Consider the following 21,308-nt stretch of genomic DNA (forward strand, 5'->3'; position numbering starts at 1 on the left):
AAAAGTTTTTTACCAGTAAATTCTTTGTAAAATTAATTTTTTTAGTCCGTTATGCTAATTTTTTCCTTTAGAATTGTTAAAATTTAAACAAAAAGACCTTGATTAACATTGTTTTATTTTGCTGGCTAGGTTTTTTTTATACATTTGCGATGCCCAAATTTTTTATTAACCTAAAGAAATTCAATGATTTACAAAATTTATCCATTACTGGTGTTTTTACTTTTGTCTTTTGGTAGAGATTCTAAAAACACAACAGAACTAAAAAAGGTAACAATAAAAAGTATTGCCAAAGTTGAAAAACTGACGGTTGATGCTAAAATTGAAAGTGTATACCACGCCTTAAATTCAAACAATTTTTCGTTACCGGAACTCAGGACTTTTTCTGAAGCTTTAAAAGGGTTTTACTTACTCAAAGAAAGAGGTGTTGTTCAGAAAGACATTTTGACTTTAATTGATTTTAGTCTGTCATCCAACGTCAAACGCCTTTGGGTGATTGATATGGGAACTAATACTATTCTATTTCAATCGTTGGTAGCGCATGGCAGGAATACGGGTGAAGAATTTGCATCAGCATTTTCAAACTCAAACTCATCCTTCAAAAGTAGTTTAGGGTTTTATGCCACAGGCGAAATTTACCAAGGAAAACACGGAGCTTCCTTACGTCTGGACGGCTTGGAAAGAGGAGTTAATGACAATGCCCGCGAAAGGGGAGTTGTGGTTCATGGTGCCGATTATGTTTCAGAATCGTTCATCAGAAACAATAAAAGATTAGGAAGAAGCCAGGGCTGTCCCGCTCTTCCGGTTGAATTGACAAATGAAATTATTCAGGTTATAAAAGATAAATCGTGTTTGTATATTTATCATCCGTCAAGAGGATTCTCGGCAGAAGAGAAGTTAATCTCGTAACTTACTATACAAATCCGAATCTAAATTATAAATATCAGCTCTGAAAATGAGCTGATTTTTTTTGCTCCATGCGGTCCAATACCACTGATATAAAGCATATTTTTTTCTGATCTTAACACTGATTGTTTTCTTAGTCTCAATAATAGAGTCAATTTTTTCTTTCGGCCAGCTTACAGAAACGTCGGAAGAATCTAAAACATGTTCTGCCAATTCCAATGGATTCTCTATACGAACGCAGCCTGAACTTAACGAACGATTGTTTCTTCCAAAATAATTGCGATGATTCGTATCGTGTAAGTACACGCTATGATGATTTGGAAATAAAATTTTCATGACACCCAAGGAGTTGTTATAACCGGGACTTTGTACGTAGCGGTATTTTCCCGGATTGTTTTCGTTCCATGCAGCAGGTTCTACCGCATTTCCGGCACTGTCATATATTGTAATGTTTTTTTTGCTGAGGTAATTTCGATTGCGTTTCATTTCCGGAACAACATCTTCCTTAAGAATAGTAGGAGGAACAGTCCATGTCGGGTTAAAAACAATCGTTCTGAGTTTCGATGTTATAATTGGTGTTTTTCTCTTACTGGTTCCTACGACAATATTTCGAACCAAAGTGGTGTCCTGTTTTTCAACCACATTTAAACTGTAATTTGGAATGTTGATGATAAAATAGTTTTCTGCTAGTTCATTAGTATACCATCTCCATCGTTCCAAATTGGCAATAATTTGTTCCTTTCTTTTGTTTTTAGAAAAGTTCAAAGCGCTTATGGTTCCTACGCCAATAACCCCATCTGCGGCTAAACCATGTCTTTCCTGAAATTTTTTAACAGACTCGAATGTTTTTTGATCGTAAATTTCGGTCAGGCTATCTTTTCTTCCCGACATGTCTTTCCAGAACAAAAGCCTTTTTTTAATATTTATTAAGGCACTACTGGTATCATTTAATGTGATTTTTGTTTTATCAGGAGATTCTATTTTTTTAATGTCACTATCATCGGGATAGGTATCGATGATTTTAAGTGCTGCTAATAGCTGTTTATAGGTATATGATTTTGACTGACAATTTTCGGCTAAGCTGTCTAATTTGTCTTTGTTGAAAGCTTTTACAAGAGCAGTATTGACGTCAAATGTCTTTTCTTCTAAATCCCAATCGACATATAGTTTTTTAGGATCTAATTTTCCTTTGTACAAATGAGTTAAATACAATTCGAAATTATAAGTGAGTAAGGTGTCGTAATTGGCTAAGTCCGTATCGCTTAAAGAGCTTATCTTTTTTTCGAATTTTTCTAATGCTTTTATTTTGTAATCGTCTGGATTTAAGCCTAGTTCATTCGATTTTTTTAATAAGGATAAAACGTAAGTTCTCTTTTTTAAATTTCCCCAGACTGTTTTGTTCTCTGAGGAAAGATAAAATTGTATAAGCGTTTCGCTTTTGAAAGTATTAAGGAGTGCAGTGTCAATTTGTACTTTTCTTTCGTCAGTAAGTATAAGCGCAGGAGGTCGAACGGCTTTTTTTATCGGAACTTTTAGAGTTTCCTTTTTGCAGCTAAACAGTATGCATAGTACTAATAAAAAGTAAAATTTGTTCATTTTATAATGGTTTATACATTAAATAGTGTTCCCCGACATCTGTGATCTCAAACGCTTCTCCTTCAGTTTGATAGTTCATTTTTTTGTAAAACCCAACAGCGGCTGTTCTTGCATTAAACCAAATTAAATTAACTTGATTTTCAACGCAATAGGCTTCGCAGTGTTTTACCAAAGCTTCACCGATTCCTTTTTTCTGATGAGTGTCTAAAACGGCCATCCCACGAATTTGTGCTTGGTTTTTTTCGGCAAAGGTAGTGTTGATTTTTGTGAATAAGGAAATAATTCCTACTAAACTTTCGTCTGTGAACAAGCCAAAATGGTGTGTTGTCTCTAAATCGTCTCCATCAAAGACACAACTTTCTATAGGTTTCCCTTTTCTTAAAACGGGTTGACGGACGATATAGGTTTCTTTTGATGGTATTTCTTTAATAAGATTCATAATTTTGAAAAATAATTGGATGTGTAACTTTTTAACTTTAAATAAGTTATAAATTATTGTTGATTTTTATTGATTTTTTTTGCGAAAAAGCTTGTTTTGAACTTGAATTATTCTCTATCTTTGCACCACAGTAATGCGAAAGTAGCTCAGTTGGTAGAGCTCCAGCCTTCCAAGCTGGTTGTCGCGAGTTCGAGCCTCGTCTTTCGCTCTAAAAAAACCGGAATTTAATCATTTCGGTTTTTTTAACAAAGCTAAATAATTTTTGATTTTTATTTTTTTAATTGATTTAATTATTTATATTTGCACCCTGTTAATGCGAAAGTAGCTCAGTTGGTAGAGCTCCAGCCTTCCAAGCTGGTTGTCGCGAGTTCGAGCCTCGTCTTTCGCTCTTTAAAAAACCGAAACATAAAATGTTTCGGTTTTTTTGTTTTTAATTCAGATGGCTTAAGTCTGTTTCAGTTTCTAATTCCTCCGGATTTTGATCTTTTAAAAATAAGCGAGCAGATAAAGCTCCTTTTAAAGTGATTTTATTTCCTTTTACTTCCAGCCAGCTTCCTTCTCTTAAACCTAAAACCGGTATAGAGTTAAAAGCGTGGAATTCTTTAATTCTCGTTTCGCGGGTTTCTCCCATATGTGTCGAGTTGATTTGAGGGTCTAAATAATGTGGGTTCAGGTTAAAAGGAATTAATCCTAAAGTCTGAAAACTTGGAGGGTAGATGATAGGCATGTCGTTCGTTGTCTGCATCGACAGACCGCAAATGTTGCTTCCTGCACTGGTTCCTAAATAAGGCGTTCCGTTTTTTACAGTTTCAGAAAGGATTTGCATGATGTTATGTTGGTACAATTGTGTAACTAACAAAAAAGTGTTTCCGCCTCCTGTAAAAATACCTTCTGCATTTTTTATAGCAGCTGCTGCATCTTCACAGGTATGAATTCCTTTTACAGTAATATTAATTGTTGCAAATGCCTGTGTTACTTTTTCGGTATATTCGTCGTGCGTGATTCCGCCCGGTCTTGCAAATGGAATAAATAAAATGCTTTTGCAATCTTTGAAATGTTGTTGTAATGTAGGTAATAAATACGCTAAATAGCTGCCTTCGTGTAAGGTAGAAGTGCTGGCAATGATAATGCTTTTCATAAAAATATGGACTCAAATTGATTCCGTTAAAGATATTAAAAACTCCTTTTCGATTCTGGAAATCCGCAGTTTAATTAACATATTTTTACCAAGCCGTTAGTATTAAATTTAGAAGACATTAAGATATTTTTACATTTTTAAGAATAATTTTAATCTTTATATTTTGAGCGATAAGTTTTTATGTGTTTTGATTATTGTTTTGAGCCAGTCGGTGTGGGGGCAAAGTCAGGAGCGTACAGCTATTAATGGAAAAATAGCCTCCAATACCAATGATTTGGAAGGGGTTTATGTGGTAAACGCTCAAACAGAAGTTATGGCTACAACGAGTGGGGACGGTGCTTTTTCTATTATGGCTAAAGCTGGAGATACCCTCGTTTTTTCTTCCATACAATTTAAAGAAAGCAGGGTTCTGTTAACCACTGAAAATTTTTCCGATCTCAATTTTGCAGTACGATTAAATATGGTAATGCATCATTTACAGGAAGTTATTGTGCGGAATTATAGCGGAATTAATGCTGTTTCTTTAGGGATTATTCCTGGCGATCAGAAAAAATATACACAAGCAGAGCGGAAATTACATACCGCAACAGCTTTAAATCCTACTGCAAATGCAGGATTAATGGCAGGCGGATCAGTTTCGGCAGATCCGTTGTTTAATTTTTTATCGGGTCGAACAGCCATGTTGAAAAAAGAGGTTGCAGTAGAGAAAAAAGAACTTTTTATGAAGCTTTTGGAAAAAATGTTTAGTATGGATCATTTTGTGAACAGACTGAAAATCCCTGCTGAATACGTAAAAGGATTTGAATATTATGCGGTAGATAATGATAAATTTACCGTTATTTTGAACTCTGATAATAAGACAGCTACTGAATTCCTACTGGGAGAACTGGCTGTAAAATACAAAGAAATACTTGCGATTGAAAACAAATAATATTTTACTGGCACTGCTTTTATTGATTACCGGAATAACTTTTGGACAGGCTCCTGTTTCAAAAGAAATCACGGGGCAGGTTGTAGAGCGTTCTACAACAATTGAAGGAGTGAATATTATCAATAATACGACGCAGCAAGCTACTGTTTCAGATGTAAACGGTATGTTTGCGATTGTGGTTAAAGAAGGAGATGTTCTGGTTTTTTCGTCTGTTAATTTAGAGCCGCTTAAACACAGGATTACAGCTGATGATCTGAGTTTGAATTCAATTGTTGTAAAAATGACAGTCAAAGAAATTCAGTTGAAAGAAGTCGTTGTCAATGAAAACGCAGATCTTACTGCTGAGAATCTGGGAATTATCCCGTACGGTCAGAAAAAATACACCCCTGCAGAGCGAAAAGTATATACAGCAACATCTACTTCGATAGATAAATTGTTAAATAAAATTTCAGGTCGGACTACCATGTTGAAAAAAGAAGTGAATGTCGAGAAAAAAGAAGCGCTTTTCAGAAAGATGGAGTATATGTTTGATGAGAATTATTATACGGAAAGATTAAAAATTTCACCCGAAGACATTAAAGGATTTCAATTATATTGTGTGGATGATGGCGAATTTGCTGTATCTTTGGATACAAAAAACAAAACACTGAGTATGTTTTTGATAACCGAACTAGCGAGGAAATACTTAATAATTCTAGAAAATGAAAAATAAATTAGGACTACTTATTGCATGCTTATTTTGTCAAATCGTTTTAGGGCAAAACAATACAAGAAAACCGCTACACGGGCAGGTAATAAATGACTTTCTTGCCATTGAAAGTGGTTATGTAATGAATGTTAATGCAAACGTAAGAACGTTTATCGGTTCTGGCGGATTGTTTGATATTTTGGCAAAACCTAAAGATACTTTATTGTTTTCAGGATTGGCATTTCAATCCAGAAAAGTTGTTTTGACAGAGAAAGATTGTGCTGAAATCCTTTTTCTGGTAAAATTAGATTTGGTAAATAATCAATTAAAAGAAGTTATTGTTCATAAGGATTTAAAAGTGAAATCTCTTGACGGAGGTTCGCAGAAATTTGTAGACATGCAGTTTGTAGATGATAAACAATCGACCGCAAAAAATATCGCAATGTACTCTGATCAAACTATAAAATATGGAACTGACTTTGTTCGTATTTTTAAAGACGTTAAAAAGCTTCTTCGTAAAAAAGACGATGTAAAAGACGATGTGATTTCTGATATCGCTTTTGTTGCCTACGCTAAAGATAATTTTACTCCTGATTTTTACAGTAAAACACTGGAATTAAAACCGGACGAAATAGAACTTTTTTTAATGTTCTGTTCAAATGACGGTGAATCTAAAAAATACCTAAAACCAGAAGACAAATTTATTCTGATGGATTTTATGGTCAATAAAAATAAAGAGTTTAAAAAAGCGGCAGTGAATCAAAAATGAAAAACAGATTAATTTATCCTTTAATCGGGATATTGTTTTTATCCCTTTCAGCTTTTACCTTCCATAAGTTTTATGTGGGTGTTTTTCAGGTCAATTATGCGGCCGAAAAGAAGATGATTCAAATTACATCGCGCATTTTTATTGACGATTTAAATAATGGTCTGGAGAAGAAGTACCACAAAAAAACCTTCGTTGGTACAGAAAAGGAAACTCAGGCTGATGTTGATTTATTGAAAAAGTATCTTACGGAACATTTTTCAATAAAAATAAACGGTCAGTCCAAACCAATTGCTTTTTTATCTAAAGAAGTAGAAGCAGGAGATGTCTTGGTTTGTTATTGTCGAATAAAAGACGTTGACAAATTTAAGACCATCGAAATTTCGAATACCATTTTAGTGGATTGGAATTCTGAACAGCAAAATATTACACATATTTCAGCCTTTGGAACCAAAAAGAGCGTTCTCTTTACAGAATCCTCAAGGAGAGAAGTGTTAAAATATTAGTTGATAGGGCGTAATTATTAGATTAATTGCTATTTTCACAGCCTCAAAGAAAACCAAAAACACTTATGAAAAGACTTTCGTTATTATTGCTTTTTCCGGCTATGTTGATAGCTCAGGAGAAAACAGCACCTGTTGTACCAAAACAGCAAGGTAAATACGATACAAACAAATTTAGCCAGATGTACGATTTATTGGCTACACCTAATATGTTTCGTACCGCTTCGGGAGCACCGGGGCCGGCTTATTATCAACAACAGGCAGACTACAAAATTGATGTAGAATTAGATGATAAAAAATCAAAATTAACGGGTTCTGAAGTTATTACGTATTCCAATAACTCTCCGGACACTTTAGAGTATCTGTGGATTCAGTTGGACCAGAACCAGGCTAAAGCAAACACACAAACTTCTTTGGCGGAAAGCGAAAAAATGAATCAGGTATTACCACTTGAAGGTTTTTCGAACAAGTACTTAAAGAAAGATTTAGAGCGTGGTTTTAACATCGAACAGGTTAAAGATGCTAAAGGAAATGCGATGTCTTATACGATCAACGAAACCATGATGCGTATTAATTTGGCAACACCTCTAAAACCGGGAGAGAAGATTTCATTGGCAATAAAATGGTGGTACAACATCAATAACTATCGCAAAGAAGGTGGAGGTCGTTCCGGTTATGAATTATTTGAAAAAGACGGAAACAAATTATATGTAATTGCTCAGTTTTATCCAAGAATGGCCGTTTACAATGACGTAGAAGGCTGGCAAAATATGCAGTTCTGGGGTAGCGGAGAGTTTGCGTTGCCTTTCGGAAATTTTGACGTAAATATTACCGTTCCTGCTGATCACGTTATTGACGCAACGGGAGAATTAATGAACAGAAGTGAAGTTTTCACAGCAGAACAAGTGAAACGTTACGAGCAAGCTCAAAAATCATTTGACAAACCGGTTGTAATTGTAACACAGGCTGAAGCAGAAGCTGCTGAAAAAGGTTTCTCTGAAAAGAAAAAAACATGGAAATTCAGTGCTAAAAATGTACGTGATTTTGGAATTGCTTCGTCAAGAAAATTCATTTACGATGCGATGGCCGTACAATTAAATAACAAAGTGGTAATGGCAGAATCAGTGTATCCGAAAGAAGCAAATCCGCTTTGGGGAGAAACTTCTACGATGACTGTTGCGCATACTTTAAAAAGTTATTCTTCTCATACTTTTGATTATCCTTATCCAAAAGCAGTTTCTGTTTCGGCAGAAGATCAGGGAATGGAATATCCAATGATTTGTTGGAACTATGGTCGTCCTGATGAAAACGGGGTAACAAGTAAAGAAATTAAAAACGGAATGATCGGTGTGGTAATTCACGAAGTGGGTCATAACTTTTTTCCAATGATTGTAAATTCAGATGAACGTCAGTGGAGCTGGATGGATGAAGGTTTAAATTCGTTTATGGAGTATATGGCAGAACAGGAATTGGATTCTAAATTTCCATCAAGACGTGGTCCTGCAAAAAATATTGTTCCTTACATGAGCGGAGATCAAAAGTTTTTAGAGCCAATCATGTCTAATTCTGAAACGATTCAGCAATTTGGAAATAACGCTTACGGAAAACCGGCTACGGGACTTAATATTTTAAGAGAAGTAGTAATGGGAAGAGAATTGTTTGACTATGCTTTTAAAACATACGCCAACAGATGGAAATTCAAACACCCGACTCCTGAAGATTTTTTCAGAACAATGGAAGATGCTTCTGCCGTTGATTTAGATTGGTTTTTCAGAGGATGGTTTTATTCAACTGATTTTGTAGATATCGGAATCAATGACGTAAAACAATATTATGTTTCTGATACTCCAACAGCAGATATCAAAGACATAAAGGTTAAAAAAGGACGTTTCGGATATGATAAAGGACCATTTGTTTATCTGGTTGCTGGTGATAATGCAGAAGTGAATACTTCTAAGAAAAAAGCATTAAAAGTAGAAGAGGTAAAGTTATTGGCAGATTATGTAGATCAGACTTTTACCGCAGAGGAAAAAGCAGGTTTAAAATCGCCTAAATATTTCTACGAAGTTGAGTTTAACAAACCGGGCGGTATGATTATGCCAATTTTGGTTGAGATTACTTATGAGGATGGAACACAACAAAATTTCCAATATCCGGCTCAAATCTGGAGAAAGAATAACGAGACGGCTAAAAAAGTGTATGCAACAGAAAAAGCAATCAAAAGCATACAAATAGATCCAAAATTAATGACTGCTGATATTGATGTAACCAATAATTCCTGGCCAAAAGTAGAAGTGAAGTCAAAGTTTGACTAAGAATAAAAATTTAACCGCAAGGGCCGCAAAAGGTTTACGCAAGGTTCGCAAAGCAATAATAAAACTTTGTGAACCTTGCGTTTTTTCTTTGCGTACCTTGCGGTTAAAATAAATAACGCTTAAACATTCTTTTTAAGTAAATTTTAAAACTCGCGGCTACAAATTTTAATATCTTTGTAGCTACACAAAAATAAAAGATATGTTTGGTATAGGAGGAGGAGAATTAGTTTTCATACTGTTTATAGTACTAATGCTTTTTGGTTCAGATAAGGTGCCTGAAATCGCACGTACAATGGGTAAAGCAATGGCGCAGTTAAAAAATGCTACAAACGATATTAAAAGCGAAATTCAAAAAGGAGCAGAGGCCAATGGTCTTGACGCTAAATCTTTGACGGATATCACCGGAAATATCAATGCTGAAATCAATAATGCAAAAACTAATTTACTGGGAGATACAACTAATTTGCTTGGCGATACAACCAATGAGATCGAAAAAGTAAAAGAAGATATTGACTCTATCTCAGGACCTGTAAAACGCCAAAGATAATGCTCGAAAAAATACAAGAATTAGATACCAACCTCTTTGTGTATCTGAATGGTTTAGGTTCTGAAACTTACGATAAATTATGGTTGATTATCACCAATCAATTGAATTGGACGCCTCTTTTCCTACTTATTTTTTATCTGATTTATAAAAAAATAGGAGGAAAACAAACCTTGTATGTACTTCTTTTTATAGCGGTTTTAATTGCATTTACCGATCAAACTACGAATCTGGTTAAAAATACCGTTCAGCGTTTACGTCCTTGTAATAACCCTGAAATCAACACTTTTATTCGTGTTGTTCAGGCTAGAAAATCATTTAGTTTTTTCTCCGGTCATGCTGCCAATACGATGGCTGTTGCGACCTTTTTATACTTAGTCTTAAAACGCCATTTTAAATATTTGGGTTTCTTGTTTTTGTGGCCGTTAGTGTTCGCTTATAGCCGTATTTATCTGGGATTGCACTATCCGGGAGACATTCTTACCGGCTATTTTGTCGGAGCCGTTTTTGGGACATTGATTTATTTGCTGTATCGAAAATTAAAACCCAGGTACTTTCCGGGATAATATTAGAGCGTTGATAAGGTTCTGAGATACTGAGATTCTAAGGTTCTAAGTCTTTAAATTTAAAAACTAAATATAGAGATCGGAAATAGGCAATCTTAGCTTCTGTTTGTGATTCGCAGACTCTTATTCGTCTTTGAACTGCAGTAGTATAAGCACCAGTGTCAAAAAACTCACTATTCTTTCTGCAGCTTTAGTACTATTGTTAAATAATAATCGTCAATGGTTTTCTGTACAAATAAAAAGAACTAAATTCATCCTGTTAAACTTTAGTACGATATGAAAGTCGGTGACCTCATACACTTGATCCAACAAAATAATCTGGTTGAAAATACAATTGCCATTGAGCGCAATGAATTCCTCAAAGTAGAAGGAAGTGTTGATACCAATATTTATTTTATAGAGGAGGGCAGTCTGCGGATTTTTGTACTGGATGATGATGAAGAACGTATTATTCGTTTTGGGTATAAAAACAATATAGTGGTTTCGATAGACTCGTTTCTGTCTGAGAGCCCGTCGGATTTTTATATTCAGGCTATAAAAAAGACGCTGGTAAAAGTTATTCCGAAAAAGGGATTTATGGACTTTGTTAACCGGAACGAAGATAATCTCAGGCTTTGGATAAAAATTATAGAAGATCTCGTTCTGCAGCAAGTTGAGCGGGAAAAAGACATTCTGATCAGTTCGCCCAAAGAACGTTTTGAGAGGGTGTTGAAAAGAAGTCCACAGTTATTTCAGGAAGTTCCAAACAAACATATTGCAAATTATTTGAGGATGAGCCCCGAAACTTTGTCGAGGCTAAAAAAACGTTGATTTCAATCAATGTTTTCTGTTCAAAAGTTAAGGAACTTTGTCAAAAATCAGCAACATGAATATAAAATCGGAGGATTTAATAAAAGACTTAATAGCGAGTACACAACTAATTATTGACAAAGCGGAGTCTTTGAAAGCAGAAAGTGATGCCGTGCTTAATTTCAGAACAAACCCTAAGACCTGGAGTATTTTGGAATGTCTGGAACATCTTAATCGCTACGGTAGATTTTATCTTCCTGAAATTACCGGGCAAATACAGAAAACCAGTTCAGAACAGGAAAGGTATTTTAAAAGTGGCTGGCTGGGAGATTATTTCGCAAAAAGTATGATGCCAAAAGAAAAGCTAAATACAATGAAGACTTTTAAGAGCATGAATCCCATAAACAGCACATTGGACAAAGCCGTTATTGATGATTTTATCAATCAGCAAATTGAGATGCTCGAATTGTTGAATAGTGCCAAAGAAGTAAGCCTTGCTAAAACAAAAACAGCCATCAGTATCTCTAAAGGAATACGTTTGAAATTAGGAGATACTTTCAGATTTGTAATTTACCACAATCAAAGACATGTTGCGCAAGCCGAAAGAGTATTGGATGCCGCTCACGGTATTTGAGTTAATTTTCAATACAATCTTTTTCACTCCACGACAAACCGTTTGGAAGCTCTTGCTGACTAAATTCAATATGAATTACACGTCTTCTTTCGTTATTTGTTGTTTTGCTGGATGCGTGAAAAAGCAAAGGTCTCATAATCATAATACCGCCTTTTTCAACTTCGCAAATCGTTTCATCCTCCATTTCGAGATTTTCGATTCTTAGAATACCTTTAGAATGAGAATTTTTTATCACTTTCAAAGCACCATTTTCCTTTGTGGTTTTGTCCATGTGAATTCGTATCGTAAAGTTATTTTCGAGAATTTCTTTTGGAGGCTGAACAGCAAATTGATTTTGTTTAACCGTCCAGTTTTCGAAGTTTTCAATCTCCATTTTTTTGTCAACAGAAATAGTCAAATCCTGATGATACCCAACAAACCAGTTTGATTTTTCGGGTTTGTCAAAATAGATCGATTTGGTTATAAAAAAGCCCTTCCCAAAAGTATTTTCAATAATATCCTTTAAGTTTTGATTGAAAATAAAATCTAAAGTTTTCGGAATTTCTTTGTGAAATTGCCTAATGGCAAATAAATCCTGAGATTTTCTAAAAGTGGCATTTTCGGTTGTGTTTTCGGTCGTATTTTCAATTAAGGAGATTATTTTATTGATTTCCTTCTCGTTGTACACCTTATCAATAATAGCAAAGCCGTCTGTATCTATTTTGTTCAGATAATTCATTTAAGTGTTCGTTTTAAGTGTTTGTAATTAGCGCGAGAAATGAAGGAGCCAAGTTTAGCAAGAAGTCAGTAGATTTATCGCGATTTGCAATAGTTTCCAGTTTCATTAAGTTAAGGATTGTCAAAAAAAGTCTCACGCAGATTTTAGCAGAATGAAATAAAAAAAATCCGCAGAATCCGCGTGAAAAAATACCATTAACTTAATGACATTGAGATGAAAGAGTAAAATTCAGCAAACCATAAAAAGGCTTTAGCCAGAATTTAAAATCTCAGCAACTCAGAACCTCAGTAACTTAAAAACTAAAGTACCCGACTAACCGTCAATCCATCGCGAATAGGTAATAAAACCGTTTCAACTCTAGGGTCGTTTTTCAGAAGCGTATTGTATTCTAAAAGAACTTTTGTACTAATGTCATTTGGATGTAGCGGTTCAAGGATTTTTCCGCTCCAAAGTACGTTGTCGGATAAAATAATACCACCTTTGTTCATTTTTGGAACAATCATTTCCCAATAGTTCAGGTAATTTTCTTTATCGGCATCTATAAAAACCAAATCAAATTTAACCTCTAAAGTTGGTATAATAGAAACAGCCTCTCCCAGATGTTGGAAAATCTGTTCTCCCCAAGGCGAGGCGTCAAAATATTTTCTTTGAAAATCAATTAACTCCTCTTTAATATCAATCGTATGTAATTGTCCGTTTTCCTGCATTCCTTCGCACAAACACAAAGCAGCATAACCGGTGTAAGTCCCGATTTCAAGAATGTTTACCGGACGGATCAATTTAGATAACATGCTCAGTACACGACCTTGAAAATGCCCGCTCAACATTCTTGGCAAAAGTATTTTCTGGTAGGTTTCCTTGTTTAATTTCGCCAATAATTCCGGTTCGTTTTCAGAATGTTGCTCGATGTAATCTTCTAATTCCTGTGATATAAAATGCATGTGATATTCTTCTAAGGTTGAAAAACAAAAATACAAAAAATATTGGGTAACTTTTTCCCATAAAAAAACCATTCGTTGTAGCGAATGGTTCTTTTATGAATTGAAATAAAATGCTATTTTTTTAGAGCAGCATCTACTTCCTTAGCTGTTTTTACAGTCCCGTCTTTAGCGGCTTTTGCAGCTGCTTCTACTTTATCTGCTCCTTTTTTAGTCGCGTCTTTAACATCATCAGCGGCTTTTTTGGTAGCATCTTTTACGTCCTGTGCAGCATCTTCTGTTTTGCTTACAGCGCTGTCTTTCACTTCTTCAAGATCTGTAGTTAACGAATCTACCTTGTTTCCAAGTGTTAATTCTTCTTCAGGTTTTGTTTCTTTTTTGTCTCCGCAAGATTGTACAGTAACTGCTAATAGAGCAACAACAGCTAAACTTAAAATTTGTTTTTTCATGATTAATTAGATTTTTAAATAGATTAAATTATAAAGGTTATAAAGCTGAAAAAATAAAAGTACAAATTTTAAAATGATTGAGCTCTTTGTGCGATTATCTTTCTTTTTACTGAAAGACAATTCTTGTGCCAAAGTTTTAAACTTACTAAAAATTCTATAAAAGCTTTTTTAGATATTGCAATTGATGAGTGGACGAAAAGCGTTTCTAATTTGATCTTATGACTGTGCGATAAGCTGTTAAGTGTTTTTGTTGTTATTTCGCTTGTGTCAAATAATCAGAAGTGCTTAAATGACCTTCCTGGCTTAGCGTAATGCGAAACATTATGGTTAAGTTTTTCCCGGCTTTAACAATTCCCAGTGCAGCTTGTGGAGGAGCCATTTCAAAATCGGCAAAAGTGATTTGGTTAGACCCCTGTAAAATAATGTTTCCATTAGTACTCGCTGTACTGATCTGGGTTTTATAATCTCTACTCACCCCGGCAATGGTGTAAGTTCCAAGTAATACCCAGGTTGTTTCGTTTATCTGAGTGGCTGATTTTAAAACATACTTGATATTTTTATGTGTTTTGGTCTCCAAAGTTTCATAAGCGATTTCATCCATACTTGTTTTAGGGCTTTTTATACTTTCTGCCGGAAGGGTAACGGTTAAGTTATTAATCTCCGTTAATTTAGAACCTTTAACAGTTAAGTTAGCAATACCGCTTCCTTCCGAAGATTTCATTACCCAGTCGTGTACGGTTGAAGTGCCGGCAACTTCAAAAGCCGATTTGGCCACCAGATAGTTTTTTTGTGCGTTGAGTTGTAAGGATACGATTGTAAAAAGTACGGTCAATAAAATTGATTTAATTGTCTTCATTTTTAATAATGTATTGGTTAGTCTTTTTAAATAAGGAAATCTCTATCTCGATCAGGTTTTGCAATATTGAAAACGGCCCCTTATTTCTTAGATCAAATGTATGGGGAACACCTAAAAACGGGCATGATAAAAGTCATGGTTAAAAAGGTATTAAAGTTCTATACTAATTAATCCGGTATTGGAGGATGTGTTTCTCTTTTCAGTAAGAGTCTTGTTTTTACTGTTTTGAATTGAAATAATCGAATTTTTAAAGAAGTTTCTCTATCGAATTTTAATTGCTTTTTTTGAAGCTTTAAAAAAGAAATACCGCCATTTAAAAGACTTTAGAGATTAGAGAACAATAAAAGTGGAGAGGATCGTAATTTTCTAAAATACGGCTATTTAGGAAGATTGACTTTAAAAAATAGAAAAAAACAACAAAAGTGCTTAAATTTGCACCATGCAAATCGAGAAAAAAGACATACGAGCCTTATCAAAAGATCAATTACGGGATTTTTTTGTCGCCAATAACGACAAAGCCTTCCGTGGCAACCAAGTCTATGAATGGTTATGGAGTAAAGGAGCACACAGTTTTGAGGATATGACCAATGTAGCCAAACCTACAAGGGCCATGTTGGAGAATAATTTTGTAATCAACCACATTAAGGTTGATACCATGCAGCGCAGTAGCGACGGAACCGTAAAAAATGCAGTCCGTTTGCATGATGGTTTGGTGGTAGAATCCGTTTTGATTCCTACTGAAACCCGAACAACAGCCTGTGTTTCCAGTCAGGTGGGCTGCAGTTTAGATTGTAATTTTTGTGCCACAGCAAGATTAAAAAGAATGCGAAATCTGGAACCGGGAGAAATCTATGATCAGGTTCTAGCTATTGATAAAGAAAGTCGTTTGTACCACAACCATCCATTGTCGAATATTGTTTTTATGGGAATGGGAGAGCCTTTAATGAATTATAACAATGTCATTAAAGCAATCGATATGATTACCTCTACAGAAGGTCTGGGAATGTCACCAAAACGCATCATGGTTTCGACATCCGGAATTCCGAAAATGATTAAAAAAATGGCCGATGATGATGTGAAATTCAAATTAGCGGTTTCCTTGCATTCAGCTATTGATGAAATTCGCGCGAAGATCATGCCTTTTAGTAAAAATTTCCCGCTGGCAGACTTGCGTGAAGCTTTAGAATATTGGTACAGAAAGACCAAAAACAAAATCTCGTACGAATACGTGGTTTGGAAAGGAATCAACGACGATAAAGCCTCAATTGATGCCTTGGTTAAGTTTTGCAAATATGTACCCTGTAAAGTAAATTTAATTGAATACAACCCAATTGACGATGGAGAATTTCAACAAGCTTCAGAAGAATCTATATTAGCTTATATAAAAGCATTAGAGAATATTGGAGTAGTGGTCAAAGTACGTCGAAGCAGAGGAAAAGATATCGATGCCGCCTGCGGACAATTGGCAAATAAAGAAGGATAGTTTTTTAATTATACAGCATAAAAAAGCATTAAAGACGAGATTTAGATCTGTTTTTAATGCTTTTTTTTTGGCAAAAAAGGTTTTGGTTTTTAGAGTGTATCAGAGATCAAGTTTAAAAGTTGTGGAGAAGTAAAAATCTCGCAAAGTCGCAGAGTCGCAAAGTTTAATCGCTGCGTTCGTGCTTTCGATGGAGGAGATGTGGTGAAAGTGAATAGTGTTAATCAATACTAGTTTAGCATTTTGTTGAAGCATTAATCGTTACATTTTCAATCGTTAAAGCCCTATTTCCTGCACTTCTGTCATTTCGACGAAGGAGAAATCACATCCAATATTCTACAAAGATTGGCGATTTTCTTTACGGAATTTCTTGTGTGATTTCTCCTTCGTCGAAATGACAAGCGGGGTGTTTTTTTTTGTAAACGGGGTGTTTTTTTTAGATAAATTAAACTTTCAAATTTAATTTTTTACTACTCTACAGGTTTTGTACTTGATCCTCTATCAGAATAAAATCGATTGAGGATTGGTGCTAAAAAAAGATCCCGTTGCAGAACGTTTATAAGTTTGCTTCCGTAAACTTTAAAATTAGTGCATAAAATGTTGACATACTAATCTAAAATACGCTACGTTTTTTTATTTAAAATAGTATATTTGGAATCGAAATGAATATTACCTCTCAAATAAAACAGCCCATTTTTAACGAGATGGAACTTTTTGAAAAAAAGTTCCATGAATCGATGACTTCAAAGGTCGCATTACTGAACCGTATTACGTATTATATCGTAAACCGTAAAGGAAAACAAATGCGTCCGATGTTTGTTTTTCTGACCGCTAAAATGGTTTCGGGTGGAATTGTGAACGAAAGAACCTATCGCGGAGCATCGGTAATAGAGCTGATTCATACCGCAACTCTCGTACATGATGATGTGGTGGATGACAGTAATCGTCGTCGTGGGTTTTTCTCGATCAATGCACTTTGGAAAAATAAAATTGCGGTTTTAGTTGGGGATTATTTACTGTCAAAAGGACTACTGCTTTCTATTGATAACGGTGATTTTGATTTGCTTCGAATTATTTCAGTTGCTGTTCGCGAAATGAGCGAGGGAGAATTACTTCAAATCGAAAAAGCCAGAAGGCTCGATATTACCGAAGAGGTTTATTACGAAATTATCCGAAAGAAGACGGCGACACTTATCGCGGCTTGTTGCGCTCTTGGTGCAAAATCGGTAATCGAAGACGATACTCAGGTAGAAAACATGCGCAAGTTTGGGGAGCTTATCGGTATGGCTTTTCAAATCAAAGACGATTTATTTGACTATAGCGAAGAAGCCATCGGAAAACCAACCGGAATTGATATTAAAGAACAAAAAATGACTTTGCCTTTAATTCATGTGCTCAATAATTGTACACCGCAGGAAAAAAAATGGGTAATCAACTCAATCAAAAATCACAACAAAGACAAGAAAAGGGTTAAAGAAGTGATTGCCTTTGTCAAAGACCATAATGGTTTGACCTATGCCGAAAACAAAATGGTCGAATTTCAGCAGGAAGCACTTTCTTTACTTCAAAATTTTGAAGACTCTGAATACAAAGCCGCTTTGACTTTGATGGTGAATTATGTTATTGAGAGAAAGAAATAAATTTTTTCTTTTTGAACAATCATCCATTGGCGTTGCACTTTATTATTTCAATTGAAGTTTCATCATAATATCGGTTTGCGGATCATTTCCCAAAACAAAAATGTGTTTGTCAAATGCTATAAAACCATTTTTGGTATAGAAACTAAGTGCTCTTTTGTTTTCTTCCCAAACCCCCAACCAAACATAATCGGCCTCTTTTTGTTTGGCTACCTGAATTGCTTTTTCGTAAAGTAGTTGTCCCACACTTTGCCCGTGAAATTCTTTCGGCACATAAATTCGTTCAATTTCTACTGCTTTAGCATCCTTTAACTCAGTCTGGGATTCGCCGAAGTTCAGTTTTAAATAACCAATTGCGGCACCGTCAAGAACAGCAAAATAAAATTCGGAGTTTTTGTTGTTAAGTTCATTAGTCAATTTTTCTGTTGAAAAATGTTCGTCTAAATATTGCGTCATGTCTTCTTCAGAGTTATCTCCCGAAAAAGTTTCAGAAAAAGTTTGTCTTCCAATTTTCTGCAATTGCGCAATATCTTCCAGTGTTACTTTTTGAATGGTGCTATTTTTCATAAAATTTAAAAGTGTTTCTTTTTTGGAATTTTTGTAAATCCACCTCGGTCCTTTCAAGATTGGTACAAGAATCTCATTCAAAAATACCAAATTAAGAAGTAGTTTACAATTTCAGCGTTAACTTTGGAAGTGAATTTTAGTAGCAAAGAAAAAATAATTAGTTTTTTTTAAATTTAATAAAAACGCTTATCCCTTTAAAAATAAGCGCTGTAAGATTGGAATTTGGAGTTTAGAAAGTTTGGATTTTAAATTTCACTATTTCGATGCAACCATTTTACAACTTCAATCGTCTATGCTAATAGAAGACTATTTCAAAACCAAAACCAGAACGCTTATTAATGAAAATTATTCAGTTACATCAGGAAGAAACTAAAATCATAAAGTTAGCTGTCGAAAACAATCGACAAGCGCAACAGCAGATTTACAGTAGGTTTTCTCCAAAAATGCTGAGTGTCTGCAGGCAATATATAAAAGACATTCAGTTGGCGGAAGATGTAATGATAACTGCTTTTATGAAAGTGTTTACCCACTTAAACAAATTTGAGCACAAAGGAAGTTTTGAAGGCTGGATTCGACGGATTATGGTCAACGAATGTATCTCGTATTTAAGAGTTCAGAAAAAAGTAAAATTTGTTGAAGACGAGATTTATATAGAAGAAAGTTTTAATGCCATAGACAGCCAGTTTTCAATAGAGCAGATCCAGTTTTTAATAGACGCTTTACCGTACGGTTATAAAATGGTTTTCAACTTATATGCGATCGAAGGATACAAACACAATGAAATAGCGAAGATGTTAGGAATTAGTGAAGGAACATCAAAATCGCAATTATCGCACGCTAGAAAAATGCTGCAAACACAAATTAAAATAGTAAAAAAACAAGACAATGGAACCGAATAATTTTGAAAAGGATTTCCGTGAAAAGCTAAACCAACGCAAGATTGAACCAAGCGACAAAGCCTGGGATCGATTAGACGCTATGTTGAATGTTGCGGAGAAAGAGGAGCCTGTAGTTCGATCTCGCTCATTTCTGGCTTTGAGGAAAAGAGGTCTGTATATCGCGGCCAGTATTGTCGGGTTTTTATTGGTAGGGACATTCTTTTTTAATCAAAAGAAGAGTGTTGTTGAAACGCCTGTTAAGAGTGTTGTTGTTGAGCAAAACAGCCCAAAAGACACAATAGAAAAGCAAAATATACTAAATACTACTTTAGATAAAAAAGAAGTTGTAGTCTCAGAAAAAACGGCAATTCAGAGTGCACAGCATTCAAAAAATACAGAGAAAATTTCAAATGAAAAATTAAATAAAGGAATCAAAAACAATGAAAAACAAGTAGCGGAGTCTTCAATCAACAATCAATCATCACAAGCAGTCAATCAACAAATGCCTGCCTCGGAAAAACAAAAAAACGAAGCGGTAGAAGTGCTGTTAAATACAGCAGAAAAAACAATTGTAGCAGAGAATACGGTTAAAACAAAAGCTAAAGTAAAAGTCAATGCCAATGATTTGCTTCAACAGGTCGATGGTGAACTAGAGCTTTCGTTTAGAGAAAAAGTAATCACGAAGGTGAATAAAAATTATCAAACCGTAAAAGGAGCATTAGCAAACCGTAATCAACAGGATTAGTTGTACTTAAGAGCCATCAATCTAAAATCTACAATCTAAAATCATCAATCATTAATCACCATTCATCAATCAAAAATCACCAATCATGAAAAATTTTACCCTATACCTCGTTATCCTGGTTTTTTTATTTGTCAGCAAAGTGCTGGGACAGGAAACTTTTGAATCGAAAGCATCAAGTATTGCCAGAAAAATAGAAAGGGTCACCAAAGAACAAAAGAAAATTCTGAAAGAAGAAGTTGAAGCTGTAAACGTTCAATTGTCTGAAGGAAAGATAACACAAGAACAAGCAGACAAACGCAAAAAAGAATTAGCAGAAGCCAGAGCAGTAATCATCGAGGAAAAAGTGACTTTGGCGCAGAACGAACTTAACGATTTAGTACAGCAAAAAGTAGATGGAAAAATCAAAGAACAAGATTCGTCCCGCATTTATATGATTCGTTGGGAAAGAGACAAATGCAATAAAGATTCAATTCGCGGTGAAAAGAGAACAACATCACAATTTGTATTTGCGACGGGTCTAAACAATATGATGATTGACGGGAAACTTCAGGATGCTAATTACAGTTTTATAGGTTCACATTTTTACGAATGGGGTTTTACCTATAACACCAGACTGATGAAAAACGATAATTTATTGCATGCTAAATACGGTCTGTCTTTAATGTACAACAATATTCGTCCGACAAAAAACCGCAGTTTTGTGGTAGACGGAGATCAGACCAATCTGGAAATTAATGCCGTAAATTTAAGCGAATCCCGTTTTAGAAATGTATATATCGTTTTGCCGGTACACTTAGAATTTGATTTTACCAAACCCCAAGTAAAAGACGGAAAAACCTATTTCAGAACCCATAAAAGTTTCCGATTTGGGATTGGAGGTTATGCCGGAATAAATGTAAAATCGAAACAGATTCTAAAATTCGAAGAAGAAGATTTAAAATATAAAACAACTATAAAAGGAGATTATAATGTCAATAATTTTATTTACGGATTAAGTTCTTACGTCGGATACCGAGATATCAGTTTGTATTTAAAATACGATTTGAATCCGTTGTTTAAGGATAACTTAGTGAAAGAGAATAACATTTCGCTAGGATTACGTTTTGATTTGAATTAAGTATGAGATTACGTTTAGTTAGTCGGAAGGCGTCTCGGAAGGGACGCTTTTTTTGTGCAAAATCAGCAGATTTAAAGATTGATTTATGTACTTTTACTGACTTCAAATTTT

The 21,308-nt window shown here is 34.8% G+C and carries 23 protein-coding genes and 2 tRNA genes; 17 read left to right on the forward strand and 8 right to left on the reverse strand.

The window, feature by feature from the left end:
• The first annotated feature begins 183 nt into the window (after positions 1 to 183).
• Positions 184 to 906 (forward strand): murein L,D-transpeptidase catalytic domain family protein, encoded by a 723-nt coding sequence (locus tag AB674_RS16385; protein WP_047778352.1) that lies wholly within the window; start codon positions 184 to 186, stop codon positions 904 to 906.
• Here AB674_RS16385 and AB674_RS16390 read toward each other — a convergent pair.
• Together AB674_RS16390 and AB674_RS16395 are read right to left on the reverse strand one after the other, a co-directional pair.
• Positions 895 to 2,499, reverse strand: a complete 1,605-nt coding sequence (locus AB674_RS16390) for a murein L,D-transpeptidase (protein ID WP_047778353.1) — start codon at positions 2,497 to 2,499, stop codon at positions 895 to 897. The two genes, AB674_RS16385 and AB674_RS16390, sit on opposite strands and share 12 nt — an antisense overlap.
• Position 2,500: 1 nt before the next feature.
• Positions 2,501 to 2,938, reverse strand: a complete 438-nt coding sequence (locus tag AB674_RS16395) for a GNAT family N-acetyltransferase (protein ID WP_047778354.1) — start codon at positions 2,936 to 2,938, stop codon at positions 2,501 to 2,503.
• Positions 2,939 to 3,073: 135 nt separating this feature from the next.
• Here AB674_RS16395 and AB674_RS16400 point away from each other — a divergent pair.
• Positions 3,074 to 3,146: transfer RNA gene (locus tag AB674_RS16400), tRNA-Gly, on the forward strand.
• Positions 3,147 to 3,253: 107 nt separating this feature from the next.
• Positions 3,254 to 3,326, forward strand: a tRNA-Gly gene (locus tag AB674_RS16405).
• A gap of 42 nt (positions 3,327 to 3,368) precedes the next feature.
• Here the strand turns inward: AB674_RS16405 and pepE are convergent.
• Positions 3,369 to 4,076 (reverse strand): dipeptidase PepE, encoded by a 708-nt coding sequence (pepE, locus tag AB674_RS16410; RefSeq protein WP_047778355.1) that lies wholly within the window; start codon positions 4,074 to 4,076, stop codon positions 3,369 to 3,371.
• Between the two features lie 163 nt (positions 4,077 to 4,239).
• Between pepE and AB674_RS16415 the strand changes: the two genes are divergently transcribed.
• From AB674_RS16415 to AB674_RS16455, 9 genes are all read left to right on the forward strand, one after another.
• Complete coding sequence (locus AB674_RS16415; RefSeq protein ID WP_047778356.1) at positions 4,240 to 5,007, forward strand: hypothetical protein; 768 nt, start codon at positions 4,240 to 4,242, stop codon at positions 5,005 to 5,007.
• A complete protein-coding gene (locus AB674_RS16420) occupies positions 4,994 to 5,719 on the forward strand; it encodes a carboxypeptidase-like regulatory domain-containing protein (protein ID WP_047778357.1) in 726 nt (241 codons plus the stop codon). Before AB674_RS16415 ends, AB674_RS16420 begins: the two co-directional genes overlap by 14 nt.
• Positions 5,709 to 6,464, forward strand: a complete 756-nt coding sequence (locus AB674_RS16425; RefSeq protein WP_047778358.1) for a hypothetical protein — start codon at positions 5,709 to 5,711, stop codon at positions 6,462 to 6,464. Before AB674_RS16420 ends, AB674_RS16425 begins: the two co-directional genes overlap by 11 nt.
• Positions 6,461 to 6,967, forward strand: coding sequence for a DUF6702 family protein (locus AB674_RS16430; RefSeq protein WP_047778359.1), 507 nt, complete (start codon positions 6,461 to 6,463; stop codon positions 6,965 to 6,967). The genes AB674_RS16425 and AB674_RS16430 overlap by 4 nt, the downstream gene beginning before the upstream one ends.
• Before the next feature lie 65 nt (positions 6,968 to 7,032).
• Positions 7,033 to 9,279 carry a M1 family metallopeptidase gene (locus AB674_RS16435; RefSeq protein ID WP_047778360.1) on the forward strand — a complete coding sequence of 749 codons (2,247 nt, stop codon included), beginning with the start codon at positions 7,033 to 7,035 and terminating at the stop codon, positions 9,277 to 9,279.
• Positions 9,280 to 9,478: 199 nt separating this feature from the next.
• Positions 9,479 to 9,826, forward strand: a complete 348-nt coding sequence (locus tag AB674_RS16440; protein ID WP_047778361.1) for a twin-arginine translocase TatA/TatE family subunit — start codon at positions 9,479 to 9,481, stop codon at positions 9,824 to 9,826.
• Positions 9,826 to 10,389, forward strand: a complete 564-nt coding sequence (locus AB674_RS16445; protein ID WP_047778362.1) for a phosphatase PAP2 family protein — start codon at positions 9,826 to 9,828, stop codon at positions 10,387 to 10,389. The genes AB674_RS16440 and AB674_RS16445 overlap by 1 nt, the downstream gene beginning before the upstream one ends.
• Positions 10,390 to 10,665: 276 nt before the next feature.
• The gene (locus AB674_RS16450; RefSeq protein WP_047778363.1) at positions 10,666 to 11,199 is read left to right on the forward strand and encodes a Crp/Fnr family transcriptional regulator; all 534 of its coding nucleotides are present in this window, start codon (positions 10,666 to 10,668) and stop codon (positions 11,197 to 11,199) included.
• Positions 11,200 to 11,254: 55 nt separating this feature from the next.
• A complete protein-coding gene (locus AB674_RS16455) occupies positions 11,255 to 11,812 on the forward strand; it encodes a DinB family protein (RefSeq protein WP_047778364.1) in 558 nt (185 codons plus the stop codon).
• Between the two features lies 1 nt (position 11,813).
• Here AB674_RS16455 and AB674_RS16460 read toward each other — a convergent pair whose 3' ends face one another.
• From AB674_RS16460 to AB674_RS16475, 4 genes are all read right to left on the reverse strand, one after another.
• Complete coding sequence (locus AB674_RS16460; protein ID WP_047778365.1) at positions 11,814 to 12,530, reverse strand: phytanoyl-CoA dioxygenase family protein; 717 nt, start codon at positions 12,528 to 12,530, stop codon at positions 11,814 to 11,816.
• A 299-nt stretch (positions 12,531 to 12,829) separates the two neighbouring features.
• Positions 12,830 to 13,471 carry an O-methyltransferase gene (locus AB674_RS16465; RefSeq protein WP_047778419.1) on the reverse strand — a complete coding sequence of 214 codons (642 nt, stop codon included), beginning with the start codon at positions 13,469 to 13,471 and terminating at the stop codon, positions 12,830 to 12,832.
• 113 nt (positions 13,472 to 13,584) lie between these two features.
• Positions 13,585 to 13,917 carry a hypothetical protein gene (locus AB674_RS16470; RefSeq protein ID WP_047778366.1) on the reverse strand — a complete coding sequence of 111 codons (333 nt, stop codon included), beginning with the start codon at positions 13,915 to 13,917 and terminating at the stop codon, positions 13,585 to 13,587.
• A gap of 253 nt (positions 13,918 to 14,170) precedes the next feature.
• Positions 14,171 to 14,773 (reverse strand): YceI family protein, encoded by a 603-nt coding sequence (locus AB674_RS16475; protein WP_047778367.1) that lies wholly within the window; start codon positions 14,771 to 14,773, stop codon positions 14,171 to 14,173.
• 439 nt (positions 14,774 to 15,212) lie between these two features.
• On the opposite strand from AB674_RS16475, the gene rlmN reads away from it, so the two are divergent.
• The gene (gene rlmN / locus AB674_RS16480; RefSeq protein WP_047778368.1) at positions 15,213 to 16,256 is read left to right on the forward strand and encodes a 23S rRNA (adenine(2503)-C(2))-methyltransferase RlmN; all 1,044 of its coding nucleotides are present in this window, start codon (positions 15,213 to 15,215) and stop codon (positions 16,254 to 16,256) included.
• A gap of 659 nt (positions 16,257 to 16,915) precedes the next feature.
• Positions 16,916 to 17,893 carry a polyprenyl synthetase family protein gene (locus AB674_RS16485; protein WP_047778369.1) on the forward strand — a complete coding sequence of 326 codons (978 nt, stop codon included), beginning with the start codon at positions 16,916 to 16,918 and terminating at the stop codon, positions 17,891 to 17,893.
• Between the two features lie 42 nt (positions 17,894 to 17,935).
• On the opposite strand, the gene AB674_RS16490 is transcribed toward AB674_RS16485, so the two are convergent.
• Positions 17,936 to 18,457 (reverse strand): GNAT family N-acetyltransferase, encoded by a 522-nt coding sequence (locus tag AB674_RS16490; protein ID WP_047778420.1) that lies wholly within the window; start codon positions 18,455 to 18,457, stop codon positions 17,936 to 17,938.
• Between the two features lie 338 nt (positions 18,458 to 18,795).
• On the opposite strand from AB674_RS16490, the gene AB674_RS16495 reads away from it, so the two are divergent.
• The 3 genes from AB674_RS16495 to AB674_RS16505 all read left to right on the forward strand — a co-directional run bounded on the left by AB674_RS16495 (position 18,796) and on the right by AB674_RS16505 (position 21,197).
• Positions 18,796 to 19,356, forward strand: coding sequence for an RNA polymerase sigma factor (locus tag AB674_RS16495; RefSeq protein WP_047778370.1), 561 nt, complete (start codon positions 18,796 to 18,798; stop codon positions 19,354 to 19,356).
• Positions 19,343 to 20,080, forward strand: a complete 738-nt coding sequence (locus tag AB674_RS16500; protein ID WP_047778371.1) for a hypothetical protein — start codon at positions 19,343 to 19,345, stop codon at positions 20,078 to 20,080. Before AB674_RS16495 ends, AB674_RS16500 begins: the two co-directional genes overlap by 14 nt.
• An 85-nt stretch (positions 20,081 to 20,165) precedes the next feature.
• Positions 20,166 to 21,197 carry a hypothetical protein gene (locus tag AB674_RS16505; protein WP_047778372.1) on the forward strand — a complete coding sequence of 344 codons (1,032 nt, stop codon included), beginning with the start codon at positions 20,166 to 20,168 and terminating at the stop codon, positions 21,195 to 21,197.
• The last annotated feature ends 111 nt before the right edge of the window (positions 21,198 to 21,308 follow it).

This window comes from Flavobacterium sp. ABG (genome assembly GCF_001027725.1).
GTDB classification, from domain to species: domain Bacteria; phylum Bacteroidota; class Bacteroidia; order Flavobacteriales; family Flavobacteriaceae; genus Flavobacterium; species Flavobacterium cupriresistens.